This is a genomic window from Streptomyces sp. NPDC001002 (assembly GCF_053599215.1).
On the sequence record NZ_JBSFLV010000013.1, the window covers coordinates 36,863 to 53,208 of the forward strand.

Below are 16,346 nucleotides of genomic sequence, written 5' to 3' on the forward strand. Positions count from 1 at the left end.
CACATGCGGGACGACTCCTGGCCGGCCGTCCGCGACGCCCTTGTCGCGTTTCTCGTCGACGACGAGCCGGGGAGCGAGACGCACGCGACCGGCGTCCGGCAGGAGTTGGACCGAGCCCGCGGCGATCTGCTGCACGCCGCCGAACATGGCGAGCGGGACACGGCCGCCGACGTCGAGGCGGAACTGCGCATGCGATTGCGCCGTGTGCTCCGGAGCCGACCGCATGCCGCCGGTCCGCTCCGGTTGCTGGTGAGCCAGTTCAGGTCGACCGCCGGTCCCCGAGAGGAGTCCGGCGGTGAAGTCGGCCGGCCTCAAGTGCTCCCACAGCCACAGCCCCCGTCCCCGTCCTCCACGGTGAGGAAGCCCAGCGCCTTGGAGACCGCGACACCGAAGGTGCCGCGAGGCCGCCGCAAGGAGATCGTCGCTGCTCTGCTGTTCAGCGGCGGCCCCCTCTTCGAAAGCTCCATACCGCTGTCGGTGTTCGGGATCGACCGCCAGGACGCCGGTGTGCCGCGCTACCGACTGCTCGTGTGCGGAGGCGAAGAAGGCCCACTGCGGACGACGGCAGGCGTGGAACTGATCGCACCGTACGACCTGGAAGCGATGTCACGGGCGGGCACGGTCGTCGTACCGGCGTGGCGTTCGATCACTTCACTACCGCCTGAGGACGCGCTCGACGCACTGCGCCGGGCTCACGACGAAGGCGCCCGCATCGTCGGACTCGGCACGGGAGTGTTCGTCCTGGCCGCGGCGGGCCTGCTGGACGGCCGCCCCGCGACCACACACTGGATGTACGCACCGACGCTGGCCAAGCGCTATCCCTCGGTGCACGTGGATCCGAGAGAACTCTTCGTCGATGACGGAGACGTCCTGACCTCCGCGGGTACCGCGGCCGGAATCGACCTCTGCCTCCACATCGTGCGCACCGACCACGGCAACGAGGCCGCGGACGCGCTGGCCCGGCGCCTGGTCGTCCAGCCGCGCCGGACGGGAGCTCAGGGGCGCCACCTGGACCGCTCGTTGCCGGACGAGATCGGCGCCGACCCGCTCACCGAGGTCGTCGCCTGGGCGCTGGAGCACCTCCACGAACAGTTCGACGTCGAGACGCTGGCAGCACGCGCGTACATGAGCCGGCGCACCTTCGACCGGCGCTTCCGTGAGCTCACGGGCAGTGCCCCGTTGCAGTGGCTGAGCACACAGCGAGTTCTCCAGGCGCAGCGCCTCCTGGAGACCTCCGAGTACTCCGTCGACGAGATCGCCCAACGCTGCGGATTCCGCTCCCCGGTGGCCCTGCGGGGTCACTTCCGCCGACAGATGGGTTCCTCTCCGGCCGTGTACCGGGCGGCCTACCGTGCTCGCCACCCCGTGGACGGCGGGATCCTTCACACCTCGCCCGGGCCCTCACCGGCTCCGGACGACGACGAGTGGCCGGCCCCGCCGCCCACACCGCCGGCCGGTCCGCTGCCCGCTCGACGGGGTACCGGCGCCTGATGGGAGACATCGCCAAGGGAGCGCTGGGCGGCGCCTGGGCACTGCTGGTCGGGTGGGTGCTGCCCACCGCGCTCAACCTCGCCGTCCTCACCACGACCCTGCTGCCCAGCCTGCGCGGGGTCTCGCCGTTCGCCCACGTATGGGGCCTGGCCGAGGGCCGTGGCGCGTTGGCCTTTCTCACCGCCTCGCTGATGCTGGGGCTGGTGCTGAACGCCCTGCAGAATCCCCTTTACCGCATCCTGGAGGGCTACTTGCTGTGGCCCCCGCCGGCGTACGAACACGGCTGCCGCCGCCATCAGGCCATCAGGCGTTGTCTGACCGACCGGTTGCTGCTCATGCGCCTCGAACGCCGGGCCACCGAGGCCGAGTTGTCCGCCCTCGACAGAGCGGACCTCACGCTCCTGCGCCAGAGCCCTCACCTGACCCGCTACCGCAGCCTCGACCGGCGCAGCACCGTCACCGGCCGGTCCCTCCTGCAAGAGCGCCTGGCCCGCTACCCGGTCGGCGACGGCCACCTCGCGCCGACCCGACTCGGCAACGCCATCCGCCGGTTCGAGGTCTACGCCCACGACCGCTATCAGCTGGATTCGCAGCTCCTGTGGAACGAACTGACCGCCACCGCTCCGGAGCAGGCCCGCCGCCAGGTCGACACCGCACGGACCAGCGTCGATTTCTTCGTCTGCCTGCTCTACGGCCACCTCGCCGTCCTGTTCGCGGCAGCCGTGACCCTCGTCGTCACTGCCACCGGCAGACCGGTCGCAGTGTCCACCGCCCTCGTCCTCGCCGCCCTCGTCCCCGTCTGGTACCGCTGCGCCGTCAGCGCCACGGATGAGTGGGCCGCCGCCGTGCGGGCCCTGGTCAACGTCGGGCGACTCCCCCTGGCCGCGTCGCTCGGTCTGGACATGCCCAAGGAACTGGCCGCCGAGCGCGTGATGTGGTCCCTGGTCTCCCGGATCCCCCGCATCCCGTACCACGAGCACGCCGCAGCACTGGACCGCTACCGGCGCTCGCCCGCGCCCGCCCCGGACGACACGGCGTAGTGCCATCGAGTCCCGTGCGTCAGCCGGGCGGCCTGAGCCAAGGCACCGGGTCCATGTACTGACCGTCCAGAAGCACCTCGAAGTGCAGATGAGGACCCGTGGACAGGCCCGTGGAGCCGACGAGGCCCACCGGGGAACCCGTGGTCACCGACTGGCCGACGGTGACCTGGAGGGCGGAGAGGTGGCTGTACGTCGTCTCCAGCCGTTTGCCGGCGATCGTGCCGTGGTCGATCACCACGCGGTTGCCGTACGCCGTGGTCATGCCCGCGAACTCGACCCGGCCGTCCCGCGCGGCCGACACCTGGGCGCCCTTCGGCGCGCCGAAGTCCACCCCGGTGTGCAGCTTGGTGACGCCGGTGAGCGGGTGCTTGCGCGAGCCGAAGGGGGAGGTGATCGTGAGGGTGGTGACCGGCGGGGACAGCAGGGCGGAGGCGTTCTGACCGCCGGTGTCCTCGGGAGTCCGCCGTACGAGGGCGTCGTACTGCGGACGCCGTCCCTTGACCCCGTCGACGAACGCGAGCGCGCTGCCGGACACGCGGCCCGCCTTCGCCACCGCGTCCGTCCCGACCGCGTACGCGGCGAGGGTCAGGTCCGTGAGGTCGCCATTGACGGTTCCCTCGGTCCTCAGGGCCGTTACCTTCTTGGCAAGCGCACAGTCCTGCCTGCCCAGCGCCATGATCGCGTCCACCTGATCGTGGGGTGAGGAGCGGCCGTTGGCGTCGGCGTCCTTGCCCCAGGTCCGCCACTGGGCGTCCGTGAAACGGGCGATGCCCTGCTGCGAGAGGCTCGCGGTGTCGTCGCTCCATCCCGAGAGCTGATCGATCTGCGCGGCGAGCACGGCCGGTGTGACGACCGTGCAGTCGGCGGTCGCCTTGCGCAGCCAAGGGACGTACGAGGCATCGACGTTGCTGATGTCCGACGGTGCCGGATCCGCGTCCTGGGACAGCGCGGGGGAGAGGCCGCCGGTGTAGGCCAGGTAGCCGGACACTCCGATGAGCGCCACCAACGCGGGTGCCACGATCAGGAGGAAGGGGCCGGGGCCGCGACGGCGTGGACGGACTGCGGGCGGTGGTGGTGGGGTGCTCAACACCGGTTCGGCATCCGCCGGTTCGGGGATGCCGTCGACGGCCGGGGACGTCGGCGGGATGTTCGAGCTCACCCTCGGACGCTAGCGGCTCCTTGACGGGACGACACCGGCCGCGAAGACAGGGACAAGGGCAGCGGAGTTGCCTCAATGGGCAAGTAAGGTCTCCGCATGGGCGAACGGTTCACGGGGTGGCCCGAGGGGGCATTCGACGTGCTGCTCCAACTGGAGGGCGAACCCTCGCAGTCGGTGCGGGAGAAGTGTCGGAAAGAGCGCGAGCAACTGGTGCGGCAGCCGATGATCGCGCTGCTCAACGACCTCGCGGACAGGGACGCCGCATACGAGGACTTCTCCGTCTGGCACTACCGGACGAACTCCTGGTGGTGGCAGCACCAAGGCGCCGTGATCCGGCTCGCGCGCCATGTCGAGATCGGGGTGCGCTTCGACCTCGACGGACTGCGGATCCAGGGGGCCTGGTGGTACCCCGTTCCCGAAGAGATCCGCACGTTCCGGCAGGCGGTGGCCGCCGAAGGCAGCGGTCGTGAACTCGCCGCCATCGTCGCGGAGTTGAGGAAGCGAGGGGACTGCGAAGTCACCGGTGACCTCATGAAAAGGGTTCCCCGGGGCTACCCAGTCGACCATCCGCGTGCCGAACTGCTGCGCCACCGCTCGTTGATCGCGGTCCGCCCGCTGGGGTGCGAGGGCTGGCTGCACACCCCGGAGGCGGTGGACGTGGTGCTGGACGCCGTCGGGGACCTGAGCGACATGCTGTCCTGGCTCGTTCGGCACGTGAGCGTCTGAACCGAGCCTTGGGTTGCCCAACCCCCCTTGTCTTGGGTTTCCCAACTCCCCTTCTACGGCCGGTGCTTGCTGAAGTGCGTCACCGGACGCTCCAGGCGCTCGCCGTCCACGGTGATGTCGAGCACCTCGTTGTAGAAGGCGAGCAGCCCTTGGATCGCGCCCACCGCGGGCAGCGGAGCCGCGTAACTCCACACCAGGTTGGGCGGGACGTCCCCTTCGCCGGCCCAGGACCAGTACGCGGCCGTGCCCTTGTAGGGGCAGCCGGTGTGGTGGTCGGTGGGGGTGAACAGGTCGAGGCGGACATCCTCGCGCGGGATGTAGTAGCGGGTCGGCAGACCGGTCTCGAAGAGGAGCACCGGCTGGTGCGTGTCCGCGACCACCGTGCCGGCGATCTCGACCTGGACGTGCCGGCTGCTGGCGATCGCGTCCACCCGCTTGTGCGGATCACGAGGGTGGATGAAGATCTCCTCTTCCTCCTCGTACCAGTGGTCGAGGCCCCTGCCGCTGCGCCGGAACCACTCGAAGGCGATGTGGTCGGCGAGGTCGGCGGCCGGGAACGTCCAGGCGGCGTTCTCCAGCAGGTCGCCGTCGACTTCGAGGTCGTAGAAGATCTGCGATCCGGTGTGCGTGCCGGTCGGCGGGTTCTTCGCGGGGCGGAGCAGGTCCTCGCGCACCTCCGCGCGCGGGAAGGCGTACAGCGGCACCGGCACGCCGGGCTCCCAGACGAGGACGGGATGGCGGCTGTCGACGACGGTCACCTTGTCCTTTCGGCCGCGTACCCAGCGATCACTGGGTTCCCAGAGGAGGCCTTCCGGGGTGCTGCGGAGAGACTCGGCGGTGGTGAGTGCGGTCATGTCCGTTCTCCTTCTCCCTCGGGTTCTCTCCAGTCGATGATGACAGGCATGACTATGTCGACAGCGTTCACGAAACTGTTCGGTGTACGGCACCCGATCGCGTCGGCGCCCATGGGCGGGTCGGCCGGCGGGGCGTTGGCCGCCGCCGTCTCGCGGGGTGGCGGGCTGGGGTTGGTCGGGGCTGGCGGCGGTGAACGGGAGTGGCTGGCAAGGGAGTTGCCGGTCGTGGCCGGAGGAGGGCATCCGTGGGGAGTCGGGTTCCTGTGCTGGGCGGCCGATGTGGGGGCGGTGGAACAGGCCCTGGAGTACGGTCCCGACGCCGTGGTGCTCTCCTTCGGTGACCCGAGCCCCTTCGTCGGGAGCGTCCGGGCCGCCGGTGCGGCGCTGATCGTGCAGGTCACCGATCTGGAGGAGGCCCGCCGGGCGCTCGATGCGGGGGCCGATGTCATCGTGGCGCAGGGCACGGAGAGCGGTGGGCACGGGGCCCGGCAGGGGAGGGCGACGCTGCCCTTCGTGCCGGTGGTGGTGGACCTGGCGGGACCGGTACCGGTGTTGGCGGCCGGTGGGATCGCGGACGGCCGCGGCCTGGCCGCCGCCCTTGTGCTGGGGGCCGACGGCGCGCTCATCGGCACCAGGTTCCAGGCCACGGCCGAGGCCCTGGTCGAACCCGCGAGCGCCCGGGCGATCGTGGCGGGGCGCGGGGAGGACACGGAACGCAACCGGGTGCTCGACATCGCGAGGTCGTCCCCCTGGCCCGACCGGTACACGGCGCGCACCCTCGGCCACCCCTACCTCGACCGCTGGCGGGGCCGGGAGGCGGAACTCGCCGCGGACCCCCGTGCCCGCGACGCCTATCAGGCCGACGTGGCCCGAGGCGACCTGCCGCCACTGCCGGTGTGGGCCGGCGAGGCCGTCGACCTCGTCAACGATCTGCCGCCCGCGGAGGGACTCGTCGGCACGCTCGCCGCCCAGGCCGAGGAGGCCTTCGCCCGAGCGGGAAGGCCTTCGACGGGAGGCGTCACGATCGAGACGCCATGATTCACACCCGGACCGCAAGGAGTCATTCCCGCACCCCGGCCCTATTCTGAGGAGGCATGGAGGAGGCCGCGGGCAACGACGGGTTCGGTGAAGTGCCCGAGTCGGACGGGTCGTTCGGGCCGCTGGTGGTCTCCGGGCAGCCGATGTTCCTGCGGGCCGCGCACGTCGAACTCCCCGAGGAGAACCCGGATCCGACCGTGCTGCCCTCGATCACGCTGCTGGAACGCGCAGCCTCTCTCGGCGTGGACGCGGACGAACTGCCCCTCTCTCCCACCCAGTTGCTCGCGGGCCAGTACCGGCTGATCCGCCCGCTCGGCTACGGCGGGATGGGCGAGGTCTACCTCGCGCTCGACACCAAGGTCGACGACCGCGAGGTCGCCATCAAGATCCTCCACCCCGAACAGGCGGCCTTCGCGGCGGGCGCGCTGGCCCGCGAGCGGCGGGCCCTGGTCGACCTCAGCCACGACGACATCATCCGTGTCTTCAACTACGGCCATCACCCCGAGGTCGGCGACTTCCTCGTGCTGCAGTACGTGGACGGGCTCACGCTGGAGGAGGTGCGGGCACGGGCGCGGCTGAACCCGGACGAGTTCGGCGGGCGCCGCTTCCACGAGTTCGTTCTCGCGTACGGCGTGCGCATCCTGTCCGCGCTCGGACATCTGCACGCCGACCGGCCCGGCCGCGTCTACGGCGATCTGAAGCCGGGCAACGTCATGCACGACGGCACCGCGACGAAGATCATCGACGTGGGGAGCGTACGGGCCTCGGGGGCGCCGGGGCTGACGACGTATGGGTTCCGCGCCCCGACCGTCGGCCCGGACGGCGGATCCACCGGCCAGGACGACCTGTTCAGCCTGGGCGAGACACTGCGCCGCCTGACCGGCCTCGGCACGTCGCCCCAGGACCTGGCCGTCCTCGCCGACCTGGCCTCGCTGGCTCCGGATACGGCCGAGGCGGCACAGGGCGCCGACGCGGGCCCGGTCGCCAAGGGGACACCGGGCGCCACCGACCAGTCGCGGCCCGGCACAGGAAGTCCCCCCGCCCCGAGCCCCACCACCCCCGCCCCCCGAGGCCTCGGCCTCGTCTCGCTCGCCCGGGTGCTGCACCGCGCGACCCGGGCCGAGCGGGCCGAGCGGTTCGCCGACGCCCGTGAGATGGCCGAACAACTGCGTGGTGTCTTCCGGGAGTTGAGGTCGCTCAGGACCGGCACGGAGACCTTCGAGCCGTCCCCGCTGTTCCTCCAGACGCCGTACGCCCTCGACGGCGCCCTCGGCTCCGCGCCGCCGCTCTCCCGCTGGGCGGCGCCCCGGGCGCCGTCGCTGTACGCACCGCCGACGCCCGCGCAGGCGGCCCAGCGGCTGCCCGTCCCGCGCCCCGACCGCGACGACGACCACCACACGGAGCTGAGCAGGCTGGGCGAGGCCGACCCGGAGGCGCTGTTGCAGCACACCGCGGTCTGGAGCGACTCCACGGAGGTCCATCTCCTGCGCTGTCGGCTGCGGTTGCGGACGGCCGCCGACGGGCCGGAGGCCGCCGAGCGCGAGCTGCGTGCCGCCGAGGCGTCGGTCGGGCCCGAACGGGCACCGTACGACTGGAGGTTGGACTGGCATCGGGGGCTCGTCGCGCTCGCCCGGGACCAAGTCGCCGTCGCCAGGCGGCACTTCGACCGGGTGTACGCGGCGATCCCCGGCGAGTACGCGCCGAAGCTGGCGCTCGGCCACTGCGCCGAGCGGCTGGGGCGATGGCCCGAGGCGCTCACGTTCTACGAGGCCGTGCGGCTGCGCAATCCGTCCCTGGGCGGCGCCGCCTTCGGTGCCGCCCGCGCCCGCCTCGCCCTCGGGGACGAACGGGCGGGGGAGGAGGCCGTACGCGTACTGGACGCCGTCCCGAGGCACTCCCGGCACCGCACCGCGGCCCGTACGGCGGCCGTGCGGATCGGGGTCGAGCACGTACGGACCGTCGAGCGCGCCGAGGACGTACCGGTGCTGCTGCGCGGGGTGTTGGAACGTCTCGTCCTGCTGTTCCACGCGCACGGGCTGACCGACGAGGAGGCCCGGGTGCGGATGACCACCGAGGTGTGGGAGAGCGTGCGGGACGTGCTCGCGCGAGGCGCCCTCGACGCGGCCGGGCTCGCCGCTCTCTCGGCGGCCGCCGACCCGCGGCTCGGCCTCCCCGCCGACGGACCCGGTGTGCGCAAGGACCTCTCCCGGCTCTACGTCACCCTCGCCCACCAGGCCGCCCGCTCCGCCGACCCCGCGGACGCGGGCGTCGCCGAGACCCTGCTGGACCGTGCCTACGAAGTCCGCCCGCTCGCCTTCCGACACCACAGGGACAGCCCATGGCTCGGGAAGAGAGCCGCAGACCGGCTCCGGACCCTCACCTCCGTGGCGTCGCGCGGAGTGCCACCCGACTCGCGCGGGCAGCGGCCGCCGTAGTCGCGGTTTTCGGCGAACTCGCCCGCCGCGCCTGCCGTTACGCCTGGCCGGCGGCCACCGGTCGGCGCAACCGCGCCTATCTGCACGACCGGTTGGTGGCGCTGCCCCTGCTCGCCGTGGTGGGCTTCGGCGCGTTCGGCTGGGCGTACACGGGTGTGCGCGACGACTCCGCCGACGTGCGGGAGCGCGTGGTGCCCGCCCTGGTCGACCTCGCGGATGCCAGGAACTCCCTGCTGGTCGCGCAGGGCGAGGCCGAGCGAAGTCTGTCCGCGGGGCGGGCGGCGGAGCTCGGCGGGCTCAGCGAGCGGTACCGGACGCGGGTGGCGCGCGCGACGCAGAGTCTGAACCAGGTCACCCGCAGCGGGGCGTTGACGGTCGCCGAGGAACAGGAACTGCGGGTGGTCTCCGCGCTCGTCGTGGACTACACCGGCTGGGTGGGCCGGGCGCAGGGCGACGCGAGCGACCCGGTGCTGCGCGCCGCCGAGTTGACCTACGCGCGCAGCATGCTCTGCTCGGCGTCCGTCGCCCCGGCGCAGGCCGACGACGCCTACCCGCCGTGCCCGCCGGACACCGGTTCCAGCGCCACCTCGATCGTCGACCGGGTGTCGGGCCTGGAACGCGGGCTGCGGGAGCGGCTCGCGCACCGGGCCGCGTGGGGCGCCGGCGTGCTCGCCGCCGCGGTCGTCGCGGGGCTCGCCTTCGTCCTGCTCGCCGCCGGACTGTGGCGGACGGTCTCCTTCCTGCGCCGCCGCTTCCGGATCCGGCTCAGCCTCCCGCTGGTGGCCGCCGCCGTGCCGCTGCTCGCCGTACCGCTCCTGACAGTTGACGCGCTGCTCGCCCAGCACGCGCAGGACGCGGCGGTCCCGTTGGCAGGCGCGCTCGCCGAGCAGACCTCGCCGCGGATCGAGGTGATCGCGGAGGAGCGCCCCTTCGACGGTCCGGATCCGCGCGCCATCGAGGTCCTGCGGGCCCGGATCGACGACGGCCTGGCCGACGGACGGCTCGCCGTCCTGGACGGAGCCGCCCCCTTCGTGTTCCCGACCGGCCTGGTCGCCGCCGCGCTGATCGCCGGCGCCCTGCACGGCTACCGCCGCGAGTACCTCGTCGTCACCCGCCCGGGAGCCGTCTCATGACCTGTCTCATGACCCGGTCCACGCGCCTCTTCCTCCGCCGCCCGCTGTGCGTACTCCTCGCGGGCTGTCTGCTCGCCCTCGTCCCCGGCTGCACGCCCAGCCCCCGCGACCCGCTGGTCGTCCTCGGCCCGTGGACCGGCAAGGAGGGCGAGGCCTTCGAGGCCGCCCTCGCGAAACTCGACGACGGGACCGGACGGCGGTACACCTACGAAGGCACCCGCTCGCTCCGTGAGACGCTCGTCTCGCAGCTGGAAGCCGGTGACCCGCCGGACGTGGCGATCCTCAACAGCATCGGCGAACTCACCGAGTACGCGCGCCGCGACCGGCTCAAGCCCCTCGCCGAGGAGAGCGCCGAACGCGCCTACGCCCCGTGGTCGCCGACCCTCCTCGTGGACAGCAAGCGCCGTACGTACTGGGTGCCGTTGAAGGTCGACCTGAAGAGCCTGGTGTGGAGCAGGAAGGGCGCGTCGAGTGCCGTCCCCAAGTGGTGCGTGGGGATGGCCTCGCAGGCTACCTCCGGCTGGCCCGGCACCGACTGGGTCGAGGACATCCTGCTCCACCAGGCGGGCCCCGACGTCTACACGCGGTGGGCCACCGGCCGGCTCGACTGGCGCGCCCCGGCCGTCGAACGGGCCTGGACCACGTGGGCACGGCTGCTCGGCAAGCGTTCCCCGGCCTCCGTCGAGCAGTCCCTGACCACGTCGTTCGAGGGCGCGTCCGGCCCCGGCGGGCAGCCGCGCGGCCTGCTCGACTCACCCGGCTTCGACTGCACGCACGAGCACCAGAGCGCCTTCATCCGGTACGTCTACGCCGACCAGGACGTCCGCGTGGAGCCGTCGGCCCGCTATCTGGACGGGCGGTCCGAGGAGCGGGACACCTTCGAGGTCTCGGGCGACATGGCAGCCGTCTTCAGCGACGACGAGGCGGCCCAGGTACTGGTCGAACGGCTCTCCAGCCCGGCCGGCCGGGAGATCTGGCGGGCCCAGGCCGACCCGCCAGTGCGGCCGTTGTTCCCGGACCCGGCCGGGCTGCCGCCGACGACGCCCACGGACCCGAACGAGCAGGAGATCGACTCCCTGCTGACCTCAGGCGCCCGCACCCTGTGCTTCGACGCCTCCGACGTGATGCCACCCGAACTGCGCGACGCCTTCCACCGGGCCGTGCTGGAGTTCTTCCGGGACCCTTCCCGACGCCATCTCGCCTCACTGCTGGGGCAGTTGGAGACCGTACGGAGCGAGGCGAACGCCGAGTCGGGCGGCGACCGCACGTTCCGCCCGCCGGAGGACATCTGCGCGAGTCCTGGGGGATGAGGGAAACGGTGTGGGTACGCCGCCCGCGGCACGGGTGCCAGGCTCAGCCCTCGCTCCGCCCCGCCAGATCCAGCGCGATGTCCGTGATCATGTCCTCCTGGCCGCCGACCATCCCGCGCCGGCCCACCTCCACCAGCACCGAGCGCGTGTCGAGGCCGTAGCGGGCCGCGGCCGTCTCCGCGTGGCGCAGGAAGCTGGAGTACACGCCGGCGTAGCCGAGGGTGAGGGTCTCGCGGTCCACCCGTACGTCGCGGTCCTGCAGCGGTCGTACGACGTCGTCGGCCGCGTCCATGAGGGGGAACAGGTCGCAGCCGTGGTCCCAGCCCATCAGGTCCGCGACCGCGATGAACGCCTCCAGGGGGCAGTTGCCGGCCCCGGCGCCCTGGCCGGCGAGGGACGCGTCGACGCGGGTGGCGCCCTCCTCGACGGCGACGACCGTGTTGGCCACGCCGAGGGCGAGGTTGTGGTGGGCGTGGATGCCCGTCTCGGTCGCGGGGTCCAACGCGTCGCGGTAGGCGCGGAACCGGTCGCGCACGCCGTCCATGGTGAGGCGGCCGCCGGAGTCGGTGACGTAGACGCAGTGGGCGCCGTAGGACTCCATCAGCTTGGCCTGGCGGGCCAGTTCGGCCGGTTCCGCCATGTGGGACATCATCAGGAAACCGGCGACGTCCATGCCCAACTCCCGCGCGGCGGCGATGTGTTGGGCCGAGATGTCGGCCTCGGTGCAATGGGTGGCGATCCGTACCGAGCGGATGCCGAGCGAGTGGGCCTGCTTGAGGTCGTGCACGGTGCCGATGCCCGGCAGGAGAAGGGTCGTCGGCACGGCCTGGTGCGTGGCGCCCACCACCGCCTCGATCCACTCCCAGTCGGTGTGCGCGCCCACCCCGTAGGTGACGCTGGACCCGGACAGGCCGTCCCCGTGGGCGATCTCGATCGCGCCGACGCCGGCCGCGTCCAGGGCGGCGGCGATGGTGCGGGCCTGCTCGACGGTGTAGCGGTGGCGGACGGCGTGCATGCCGTCCCGCAAGGTCACGTCCTGCACGTACAGCCTGGTCACTTGGCCGCCTCCGGGGTGTGGTGCGTCGCCACGCGCTCCGCGGTACGCAGCGCCGCGGACGTCATGATGTCGAGATTGCCGGCGTAGGAGGGGAGGTAGTGGGCGGCTCCCTCGACCTCCAGGAAGACCGAGACCCGGGCCGCCGGGCCCCGGGTGCCGGCGGGCAGCAGTCCGCGCAGCGGATCGTCGTCGGCGACCCGGTCGAACTGCACCTTCTGCTTCAGCCGGTAGCCCGGCACATACGCCTGCACCCGGCCGACCATCTCCTCCACCGAAGCGGTCACCGCGGTCTCGTCGCAGTCGCCGACCAGGCAGTACACGGTGTCCCGCATGATCAGCGGCGGTTCGGCGGGGTTGAGCACGATGATCGCCTTGCCGCGGGCCGCACCGCCCACCTTCTCGATGGCCGAGGCGGTCGTCTCGGTGAACTCGTCGATGTTGGCGCGGGTGCCGGGTCCCGCCGAGCGGGAGGAGATGGAGGCCACGATCTCGCCGTAGTGGACCGGCGTCACCGCGCGCACGGCGGCGACGATCGGGATCGTGGCCTGGCCGCCGCAGGTGACCATGTTGACGTTGGTGGAGTCCAGGTGCTCGTCCAGGTTGACGGACGGCACGACGTACGGGCCGATCGCGGCCGGCGTCAGGTCCACCACCCGGCGTCCGAGGTCCCGCAGCACCCGGTCGTTGTGGTGGTGGGCGCCCGCCGAGGTGGCGTCGAAGACGATCCCGATCTCCTCGAACTCGTCCAGCCGCACCAGGCCGTCGACGCCCTCGTGCGTGGTGGCGACCCCGAAACGGCGGGCCCGGGCCAGACCGTCGGAGTCCGGGTCGATGCCGACCATGGCGCCCATCTCCAGGACGTCCGAGGTGCGCAGCACCTTGATCATGAGGTCGGTGCCGATGTTGCCGGAGCCGATGACGGCGACCTTGGTTCGGGCCGAAGTACCGCCGCTTGTAAGGGACTTGGCGAGGGTGTCGGTCATCGCCGGTCTCCTTCGGTGGACGTTTCCGTCGGCTCTTCCGGCGCCTCTTCCTCCGCCGCGAACGTCACCCGCACCGATCCCAACCCGGAGATCCGCGCCTCGAAGGTGTCACCCGGGTCGACGGCCACCATCGGGCCGAGCGCCCCGGTGAGCACGATGTCGCCGGCCCGCAGCGGATCGCCCGCCTCGGCGAGGGTCGACGCGAGCCAGACGGCCGCGTTGAGAGGGCCGCCGAGGCAGTCGGCGCCGGTGCCCGCGGAGACCTGCTCGCCCGCGCGGGTCAGCGTCATCCGCACCCCGCGCGTGTCGAGCGCGGTCAGCGGTACTGGACTGGTGCCGAGGACGAAGAGGCCGGAGGAGGCGTTGTCGGCGACCGTGTCGACGAGGGTGATGTCCCAGCCGGCGATCCGGCTGTCCACGATCTCCAGCGCGGGCAGCGCGAAGTCGACGGCGCGCAGCACGTCGGCCACGGTGATCCGGGTGTCCGGCAGATCGGCGCCCAGCACGAGCGCGACCTCCGCCTCGATCTTCGGCTGGAGCAGCCGGCCGGCGGGCACGGTGCCCGCGTCGGGGACGGCCATGTCGGCCAGCAGCGCCCCGAAGTCCGGCTGATCGACGCCGAGTTGGCGCTGGACGGCGGGGGAGGTGAGGCCGATCTTGCGGCCGACGACGCGAGTGCCCCGCTGTTCGAGGGACCGCGCCACATTGAGGCGCTGCACGTCATACGCGGCCGTGATGTCGCCGTCGGGCAGCAGGGACCGTACCGGAGGACAGGGCACTCCGGTACGGGTGGCCTCGGCCAGGGTGTCGGCGGCCTTGACCACCGCGGCGGACGGCCGGTCGGCGCTGGGGGGTGTCGGCATGCGACCACTCCAAGGAACGAGGGACGAGGAACGAAGGGTGAGGGGCGAGGACGTACGGCGGGCGTACGAGAGTCTGATGACGTCCGGTATAGACGTGCCTGTGCCACACCGGCAATCATTGTTCCGTGACACGGAACACCGACCAGGGCAACATGCTCGACAAAGCCGCGGTCATCCTGGACTGCTACCGCCCGGATGGCGGCGCGTACCGTCTGACGGAACTCGCCGAGCGCACCGGCTTCAGCAAGACCACCACGCACCGGCTGACCGCGGACCTCGTGCGGCTCGGATTCCTGGAGCGGGACGGCGCCGTCTACCGGCTCGGCGGCAAGCTCTTCGAACTCGGCACGCTCGTGCCCCGCCGCCACGGCCTGCGCGAGACGGCACTGCCCTTCGTGCAGGACCTGTACGAGGCCACGCACGAGACCGTCCATCTCGGTGTCCGCGACGACCACGACGTGGTCTACCTGGAGCGCGTCCACGGCCACGACCCGCTGCCCCTTCCCTCGCGGGTCGGCGGCAGACTGCCCCTGACCTGCACCGGCGTGGGCAAGGCGCTGCTCGCCTTCTCCGGCCCCGAACTCACCGAGCGGATCCTCGCCGAACCGCTGCCGCGCCTGACGCCGCACTCGGTGACCGACCCGGTGCGGCTGCGCACGGCCGTCGAACAGGCCCAGGTCTCGGGCCTCGCCTACGAGGAGCAGGAGGCCGCCCTGGGCGTGTGCTGCATCGCCGCGCCGGTCTTCGACGGCGGCGGTACGGCCGTCGCCGCGCTCTCGGTCGCCGTGCCACGAGCCCGCTTCAGCCCCGCCCAGCTCGCCCCGGCCGTACGCACCGCGGCCCTCGGACTCTCCCGGGCGCTGCGCCAGGCGCGCTGAGCCCGGACCGCGCCCCTGGGGGCCGCCCCAATCGGATATACGCGCCTCTATCGGTACACCGACCTGGACCGCCATCATTCGGACATGACGACTCTCGACGACGCGAGCGCATTCGGTGCCGGATCGGCCCTCCCGGCGCTGCCGGAGGACTGGGAACGATGTCTGGCCGTGGCGGCACATCCGGACGACATCGAGTACGGGATGGCGTCCGCCGTGGCCCGGTGGACGGCCCAGGGGAAACAGGTCACGTATCTGCTCGCCACCCGCGGCGAGGCGGGTATCGACGGACTCCACCCGGACCAGGCGGGACCGCTGCGGGAAGCCGAGGAACGGGCCGGGGCGCGCGAAGTCGGCGTGGAGACGGTGGAGTTCCTCGACCACACCGACGGGATCATCGAGTACGGGCCCGCGCTGCGCCGTGACATCGTGCGGGCGATCCGCCGGCACCGGCCGGAGGTCGTGGTGTCGGGGGCGTTCGACGTCCGCATGATCGGCGGGATGACCAATCAGGCCGACCATCGCGTGGTCGGGCTCGCCGCGCTGGACGCGACCCGGGACGCGGGCAACCGCTGGATCTTCCCGGAGCTCGCCGAGGAGGGCTTGGAGCCCTGGGGCGGAGTCCGCTTCGTGTGCTTGGCCGGCAGTGATCGGCCCAGCCACGGCGTGGACATCACCGGCGAACCGCTGGAGCGCGGGATCGCCTCGCTGGCCGCCCACGCCGAGTACACCAAGGGACTTGGCGCGCACGGCTTCGAGCCCCGGCCCTTCCTGACCTGGGCGGCCGGGATGGCGGGCCCGGCGCTCGGTGTGGAAGCGGCGGTCCTCTTCGACGTGCACCAACTCGCCTTCGAAGGACCGCCGCCCTGGGAGCAGTGACTCCGCGCGGTGTGAGGGAGCGACCCGCGGAGTCCGGCCGTCAGCCCTGCGTCTCGCCGATGTTGACCATCCACGGGATGCCGAACTTGTCGGTACACATACCGAACACGTCACCCCACATCTGCTTGTCCAGCGGCACGGTCACCGTGCCGTCGGCCGACAGCTTCTCCCACCAGCCGCGCAGGTCCTTCTCGTCGTCGCCGCTCAGGCTCACCGAGAAGTTGCCGCCCGGGGTGTACTGCATCTCGGGCGGGGTGTCCGCGCCCATGAGGGTGAAGCCGCTCGGCGTCTCCAGCATGCCGTGCATGATCTTGTCGGCGTAGGACGCGTCCGGCTGGCCGAACTCCCCGAAGGTGTTCAGCGCGAGGGTGCCGCCGAACACCTCCTGGTAGAACTCCAGCGCCTGACGGGCGTCCCCGTCGAAGCTGATGTAGGGGTTGAGTCGTGACGCCATGAGAGCCTCCTGTGCAGGGGCAGAGGTCAGATGTCCGCACAGTAACGCG

At 72.1% G+C, this 16,346-nt stretch carries 15 protein-coding genes; 9 read left to right on the forward strand and 6 right to left on the reverse strand.

From position 1 onward, the window contains the following. Positions 1–354: 354 nt before the first annotated feature. Together ACWDR3_RS09175 and ACWDR3_RS09180 are read left to right on the forward strand one after the other, a co-directional pair. The gene (locus tag ACWDR3_RS09175; RefSeq protein ID WP_450351868.1) at positions 355–1,491 is read left to right on the forward strand and encodes a helix-turn-helix domain-containing protein; all 1,137 of its coding nucleotides are present in this window, start codon (positions 355–357) and stop codon (positions 1,489–1,491) included. Then, entirely contained in the window at positions 1,491–2,531 is a 1,041-nt protein-coding gene (locus ACWDR3_RS09180) for a hypothetical protein (RefSeq protein WP_450351819.1), read from the forward strand. Before ACWDR3_RS09175 ends, ACWDR3_RS09180 begins: the two co-directional genes overlap by 1 nt. 19 nt (positions 2,532–2,550) lie before the next feature. Here ACWDR3_RS09180 and ACWDR3_RS09185 read toward each other — a convergent pair whose 3' ends face one another. After that, complete coding sequence (locus tag ACWDR3_RS09185; protein WP_450351820.1) at positions 2,551–3,690, reverse strand: M23 family metallopeptidase; 1,140 nt, start codon at positions 3,688–3,690, stop codon at positions 2,551–2,553. Positions 3,691–3,786: 96 nt separating this feature from the next. On the opposite strand from ACWDR3_RS09185, the gene ACWDR3_RS09190 reads away from it, so the two are divergent. Further along, complete coding sequence (locus tag ACWDR3_RS09190) at positions 3,787–4,416, forward strand: DUF2461 family protein (protein WP_450351821.1); 630 nt, start codon at positions 3,787–3,789, stop codon at positions 4,414–4,416. A gap of 53 nt (positions 4,417–4,469) precedes the next feature. Here ACWDR3_RS09190 and ACWDR3_RS09195 read toward each other — a convergent pair whose 3' ends face one another. Further along, complete coding sequence (locus ACWDR3_RS09195) at positions 4,470–5,270, reverse strand: DUF427 domain-containing protein (protein ID WP_450351822.1); 801 nt, start codon at positions 5,268–5,270, stop codon at positions 4,470–4,472. A gap of 48 nt (positions 5,271–5,318) precedes the next feature. Here ACWDR3_RS09195 and ACWDR3_RS09200 point away from each other — a divergent pair, with 48 nt between their 5' ends. Genes ACWDR3_RS09200 through ACWDR3_RS09215 form a run of 4 tightly spaced genes read left to right on the forward strand, consistent with a single transcriptional unit; the run spans position 5,319 to position 11,186 of the window. Beyond that, positions 5,319–6,308, forward strand: coding sequence for an NAD(P)H-dependent flavin oxidoreductase (locus tag ACWDR3_RS09200; protein ID WP_450351823.1), 990 nt, complete (start codon positions 5,319–5,321; stop codon positions 6,306–6,308). Positions 6,309–6,364: 56 nt separating this feature from the next. Next, the gene (locus ACWDR3_RS09205; RefSeq protein ID WP_450351824.1) at positions 6,365–8,743 is read left to right on the forward strand and encodes a tetratricopeptide repeat protein; all 2,379 of its coding nucleotides are present in this window, start codon (positions 6,365–6,367) and stop codon (positions 8,741–8,743) included. Next, positions 8,647–9,876: a hypothetical protein gene (locus ACWDR3_RS09210; RefSeq protein ID WP_450351825.1), complete on the forward strand. Its 1,230-nt coding sequence runs from the start codon at positions 8,647–8,649 to the stop codon at positions 9,874–9,876. Before ACWDR3_RS09205 ends, ACWDR3_RS09210 begins: the two co-directional genes overlap by 97 nt. Beyond that, the gene (locus ACWDR3_RS09215) at positions 9,873–11,186 is read left to right on the forward strand and encodes an alpha-glucoside ABC transporter substrate-binding protein (RefSeq protein WP_450351826.1); all 1,314 of its coding nucleotides are present in this window, start codon (positions 9,873–9,875) and stop codon (positions 11,184–11,186) included. The genes ACWDR3_RS09210 and ACWDR3_RS09215 overlap by 4 nt, the downstream gene beginning before the upstream one ends. A 43-nt stretch (positions 11,187–11,229) precedes the next feature. Here the strand turns inward: ACWDR3_RS09215 and dmpG are convergent, their stop codons facing one another. Genes dmpG through ACWDR3_RS09230 form a run of 3 tightly spaced genes read right to left on the reverse strand, consistent with a single transcriptional unit; the run spans position 11,230 to position 14,089 of the window. Continuing rightward, complete coding sequence (dmpG, locus tag ACWDR3_RS09220; RefSeq protein ID WP_450351827.1) at positions 11,230–12,243, reverse strand: 4-hydroxy-2-oxovalerate aldolase; 1,014 nt, start codon at positions 12,241–12,243, stop codon at positions 11,230–11,232. Beyond that, the gene (locus tag ACWDR3_RS09225) at positions 12,240–13,226 is read right to left on the reverse strand and encodes an acetaldehyde dehydrogenase (acetylating) (RefSeq protein ID WP_450351828.1); all 987 of its coding nucleotides are present in this window, start codon (positions 13,224–13,226) and stop codon (positions 12,240–12,242) included. Before ACWDR3_RS09225 ends, dmpG begins: the two co-directional genes overlap by 4 nt. Beyond that, a complete protein-coding gene (locus tag ACWDR3_RS09230; RefSeq protein ID WP_450351829.1) occupies positions 13,223–14,089 on the reverse strand; it encodes a 2-keto-4-pentenoate hydratase in 867 nt (288 codons plus the stop codon). The genes ACWDR3_RS09225 and ACWDR3_RS09230 overlap by 4 nt, the downstream gene beginning before the upstream one ends. Positions 14,090–14,241: 152 nt before the next feature. On the opposite strand from ACWDR3_RS09230, the gene ACWDR3_RS09235 reads away from it, so the two are divergent. After that, entirely contained in the window at positions 14,242–14,967 is a 726-nt protein-coding gene (locus tag ACWDR3_RS09235) for an IclR family transcriptional regulator (RefSeq protein ID WP_450351869.1), read from the forward strand. An 84-nt stretch (positions 14,968–15,051) separates the two neighbouring features. Then, a complete protein-coding gene (locus ACWDR3_RS09240) occupies positions 15,052–15,843 on the forward strand; it encodes a PIG-L deacetylase family protein (RefSeq protein ID WP_450351830.1) in 792 nt (263 codons plus the stop codon). 40 nt (positions 15,844–15,883) lie between these two features. On the opposite strand, the gene ACWDR3_RS09245 is transcribed toward ACWDR3_RS09240, so the two are convergent. After that, complete coding sequence (locus ACWDR3_RS09245; RefSeq protein ID WP_450351831.1) at positions 15,884–16,297, reverse strand: VOC family protein; 414 nt, start codon at positions 16,295–16,297, stop codon at positions 15,884–15,886. Positions 16,298–16,346: the final 49 nt, after the last annotated feature.

Coding starts and splice junctions, on each gene's coding strand:
- ACWDR3_RS09235 (WP_450351869.1), top strand. CDS start 14,242: ATGCTCGACAAAGCCGCGGTCATCCTGGACTGCTACCGCCCGGATGGC.
- ACWDR3_RS09200 (WP_450351823.1), top strand. CDS start 5,319: ATGACTATGTCGACAGCGTTCACGAAACTGTTCGGTGTACGGCACCCG.
- ACWDR3_RS09215 (WP_450351826.1), top strand. CDS start 9,873: ATGACCTGTCTCATGACCCGGTCCACGCGCCTCTTCCTCCGCCGCCCG.
- ACWDR3_RS09210 (WP_450351825.1), top strand. CDS start 8,647: ATGGCTCGGGAAGAGAGCCGCAGACCGGCTCCGGACCCTCACCTCCGT.
- ACWDR3_RS09240 (WP_450351830.1), top strand. CDS start 15,052: ATGACGACTCTCGACGACGCGAGCGCATTCGGTGCCGGATCGGCCCTC.
- ACWDR3_RS09230 (WP_450351829.1), bottom strand. CDS start 14,089: ATGCCGACACCCCCCAGCGCCGACCGGCCGTCCGCCGCGGTGGTCAAG.
- ACWDR3_RS09180 (WP_450351819.1), top strand. CDS start 1,491: ATGGGAGACATCGCCAAGGGAGCGCTGGGCGGCGCCTGGGCACTGCTG.
- ACWDR3_RS09190 (WP_450351821.1), top strand. CDS start 3,787: ATGGGCGAACGGTTCACGGGGTGGCCCGAGGGGGCATTCGACGTGCTG.
- ACWDR3_RS09195 (WP_450351822.1), bottom strand. CDS start 5,270: ATGACCGCACTCACCACCGCCGAGTCTCTCCGCAGCACCCCGGAAGGC.
- ACWDR3_RS09225 (WP_450351828.1), bottom strand. CDS start 13,226: ATGACCGACACCCTCGCCAAGTCCCTTACAAGCGGCGGTACTTCGGCC.
- ACWDR3_RS09205 (WP_450351824.1), top strand. CDS start 6,365: ATGGAGGAGGCCGCGGGCAACGACGGGTTCGGTGAAGTGCCCGAGTCG.
- ACWDR3_RS09245 (WP_450351831.1), bottom strand. CDS start 16,297: ATGGCGTCACGACTCAACCCCTACATCAGCTTCGACGGGGACGCCCGT.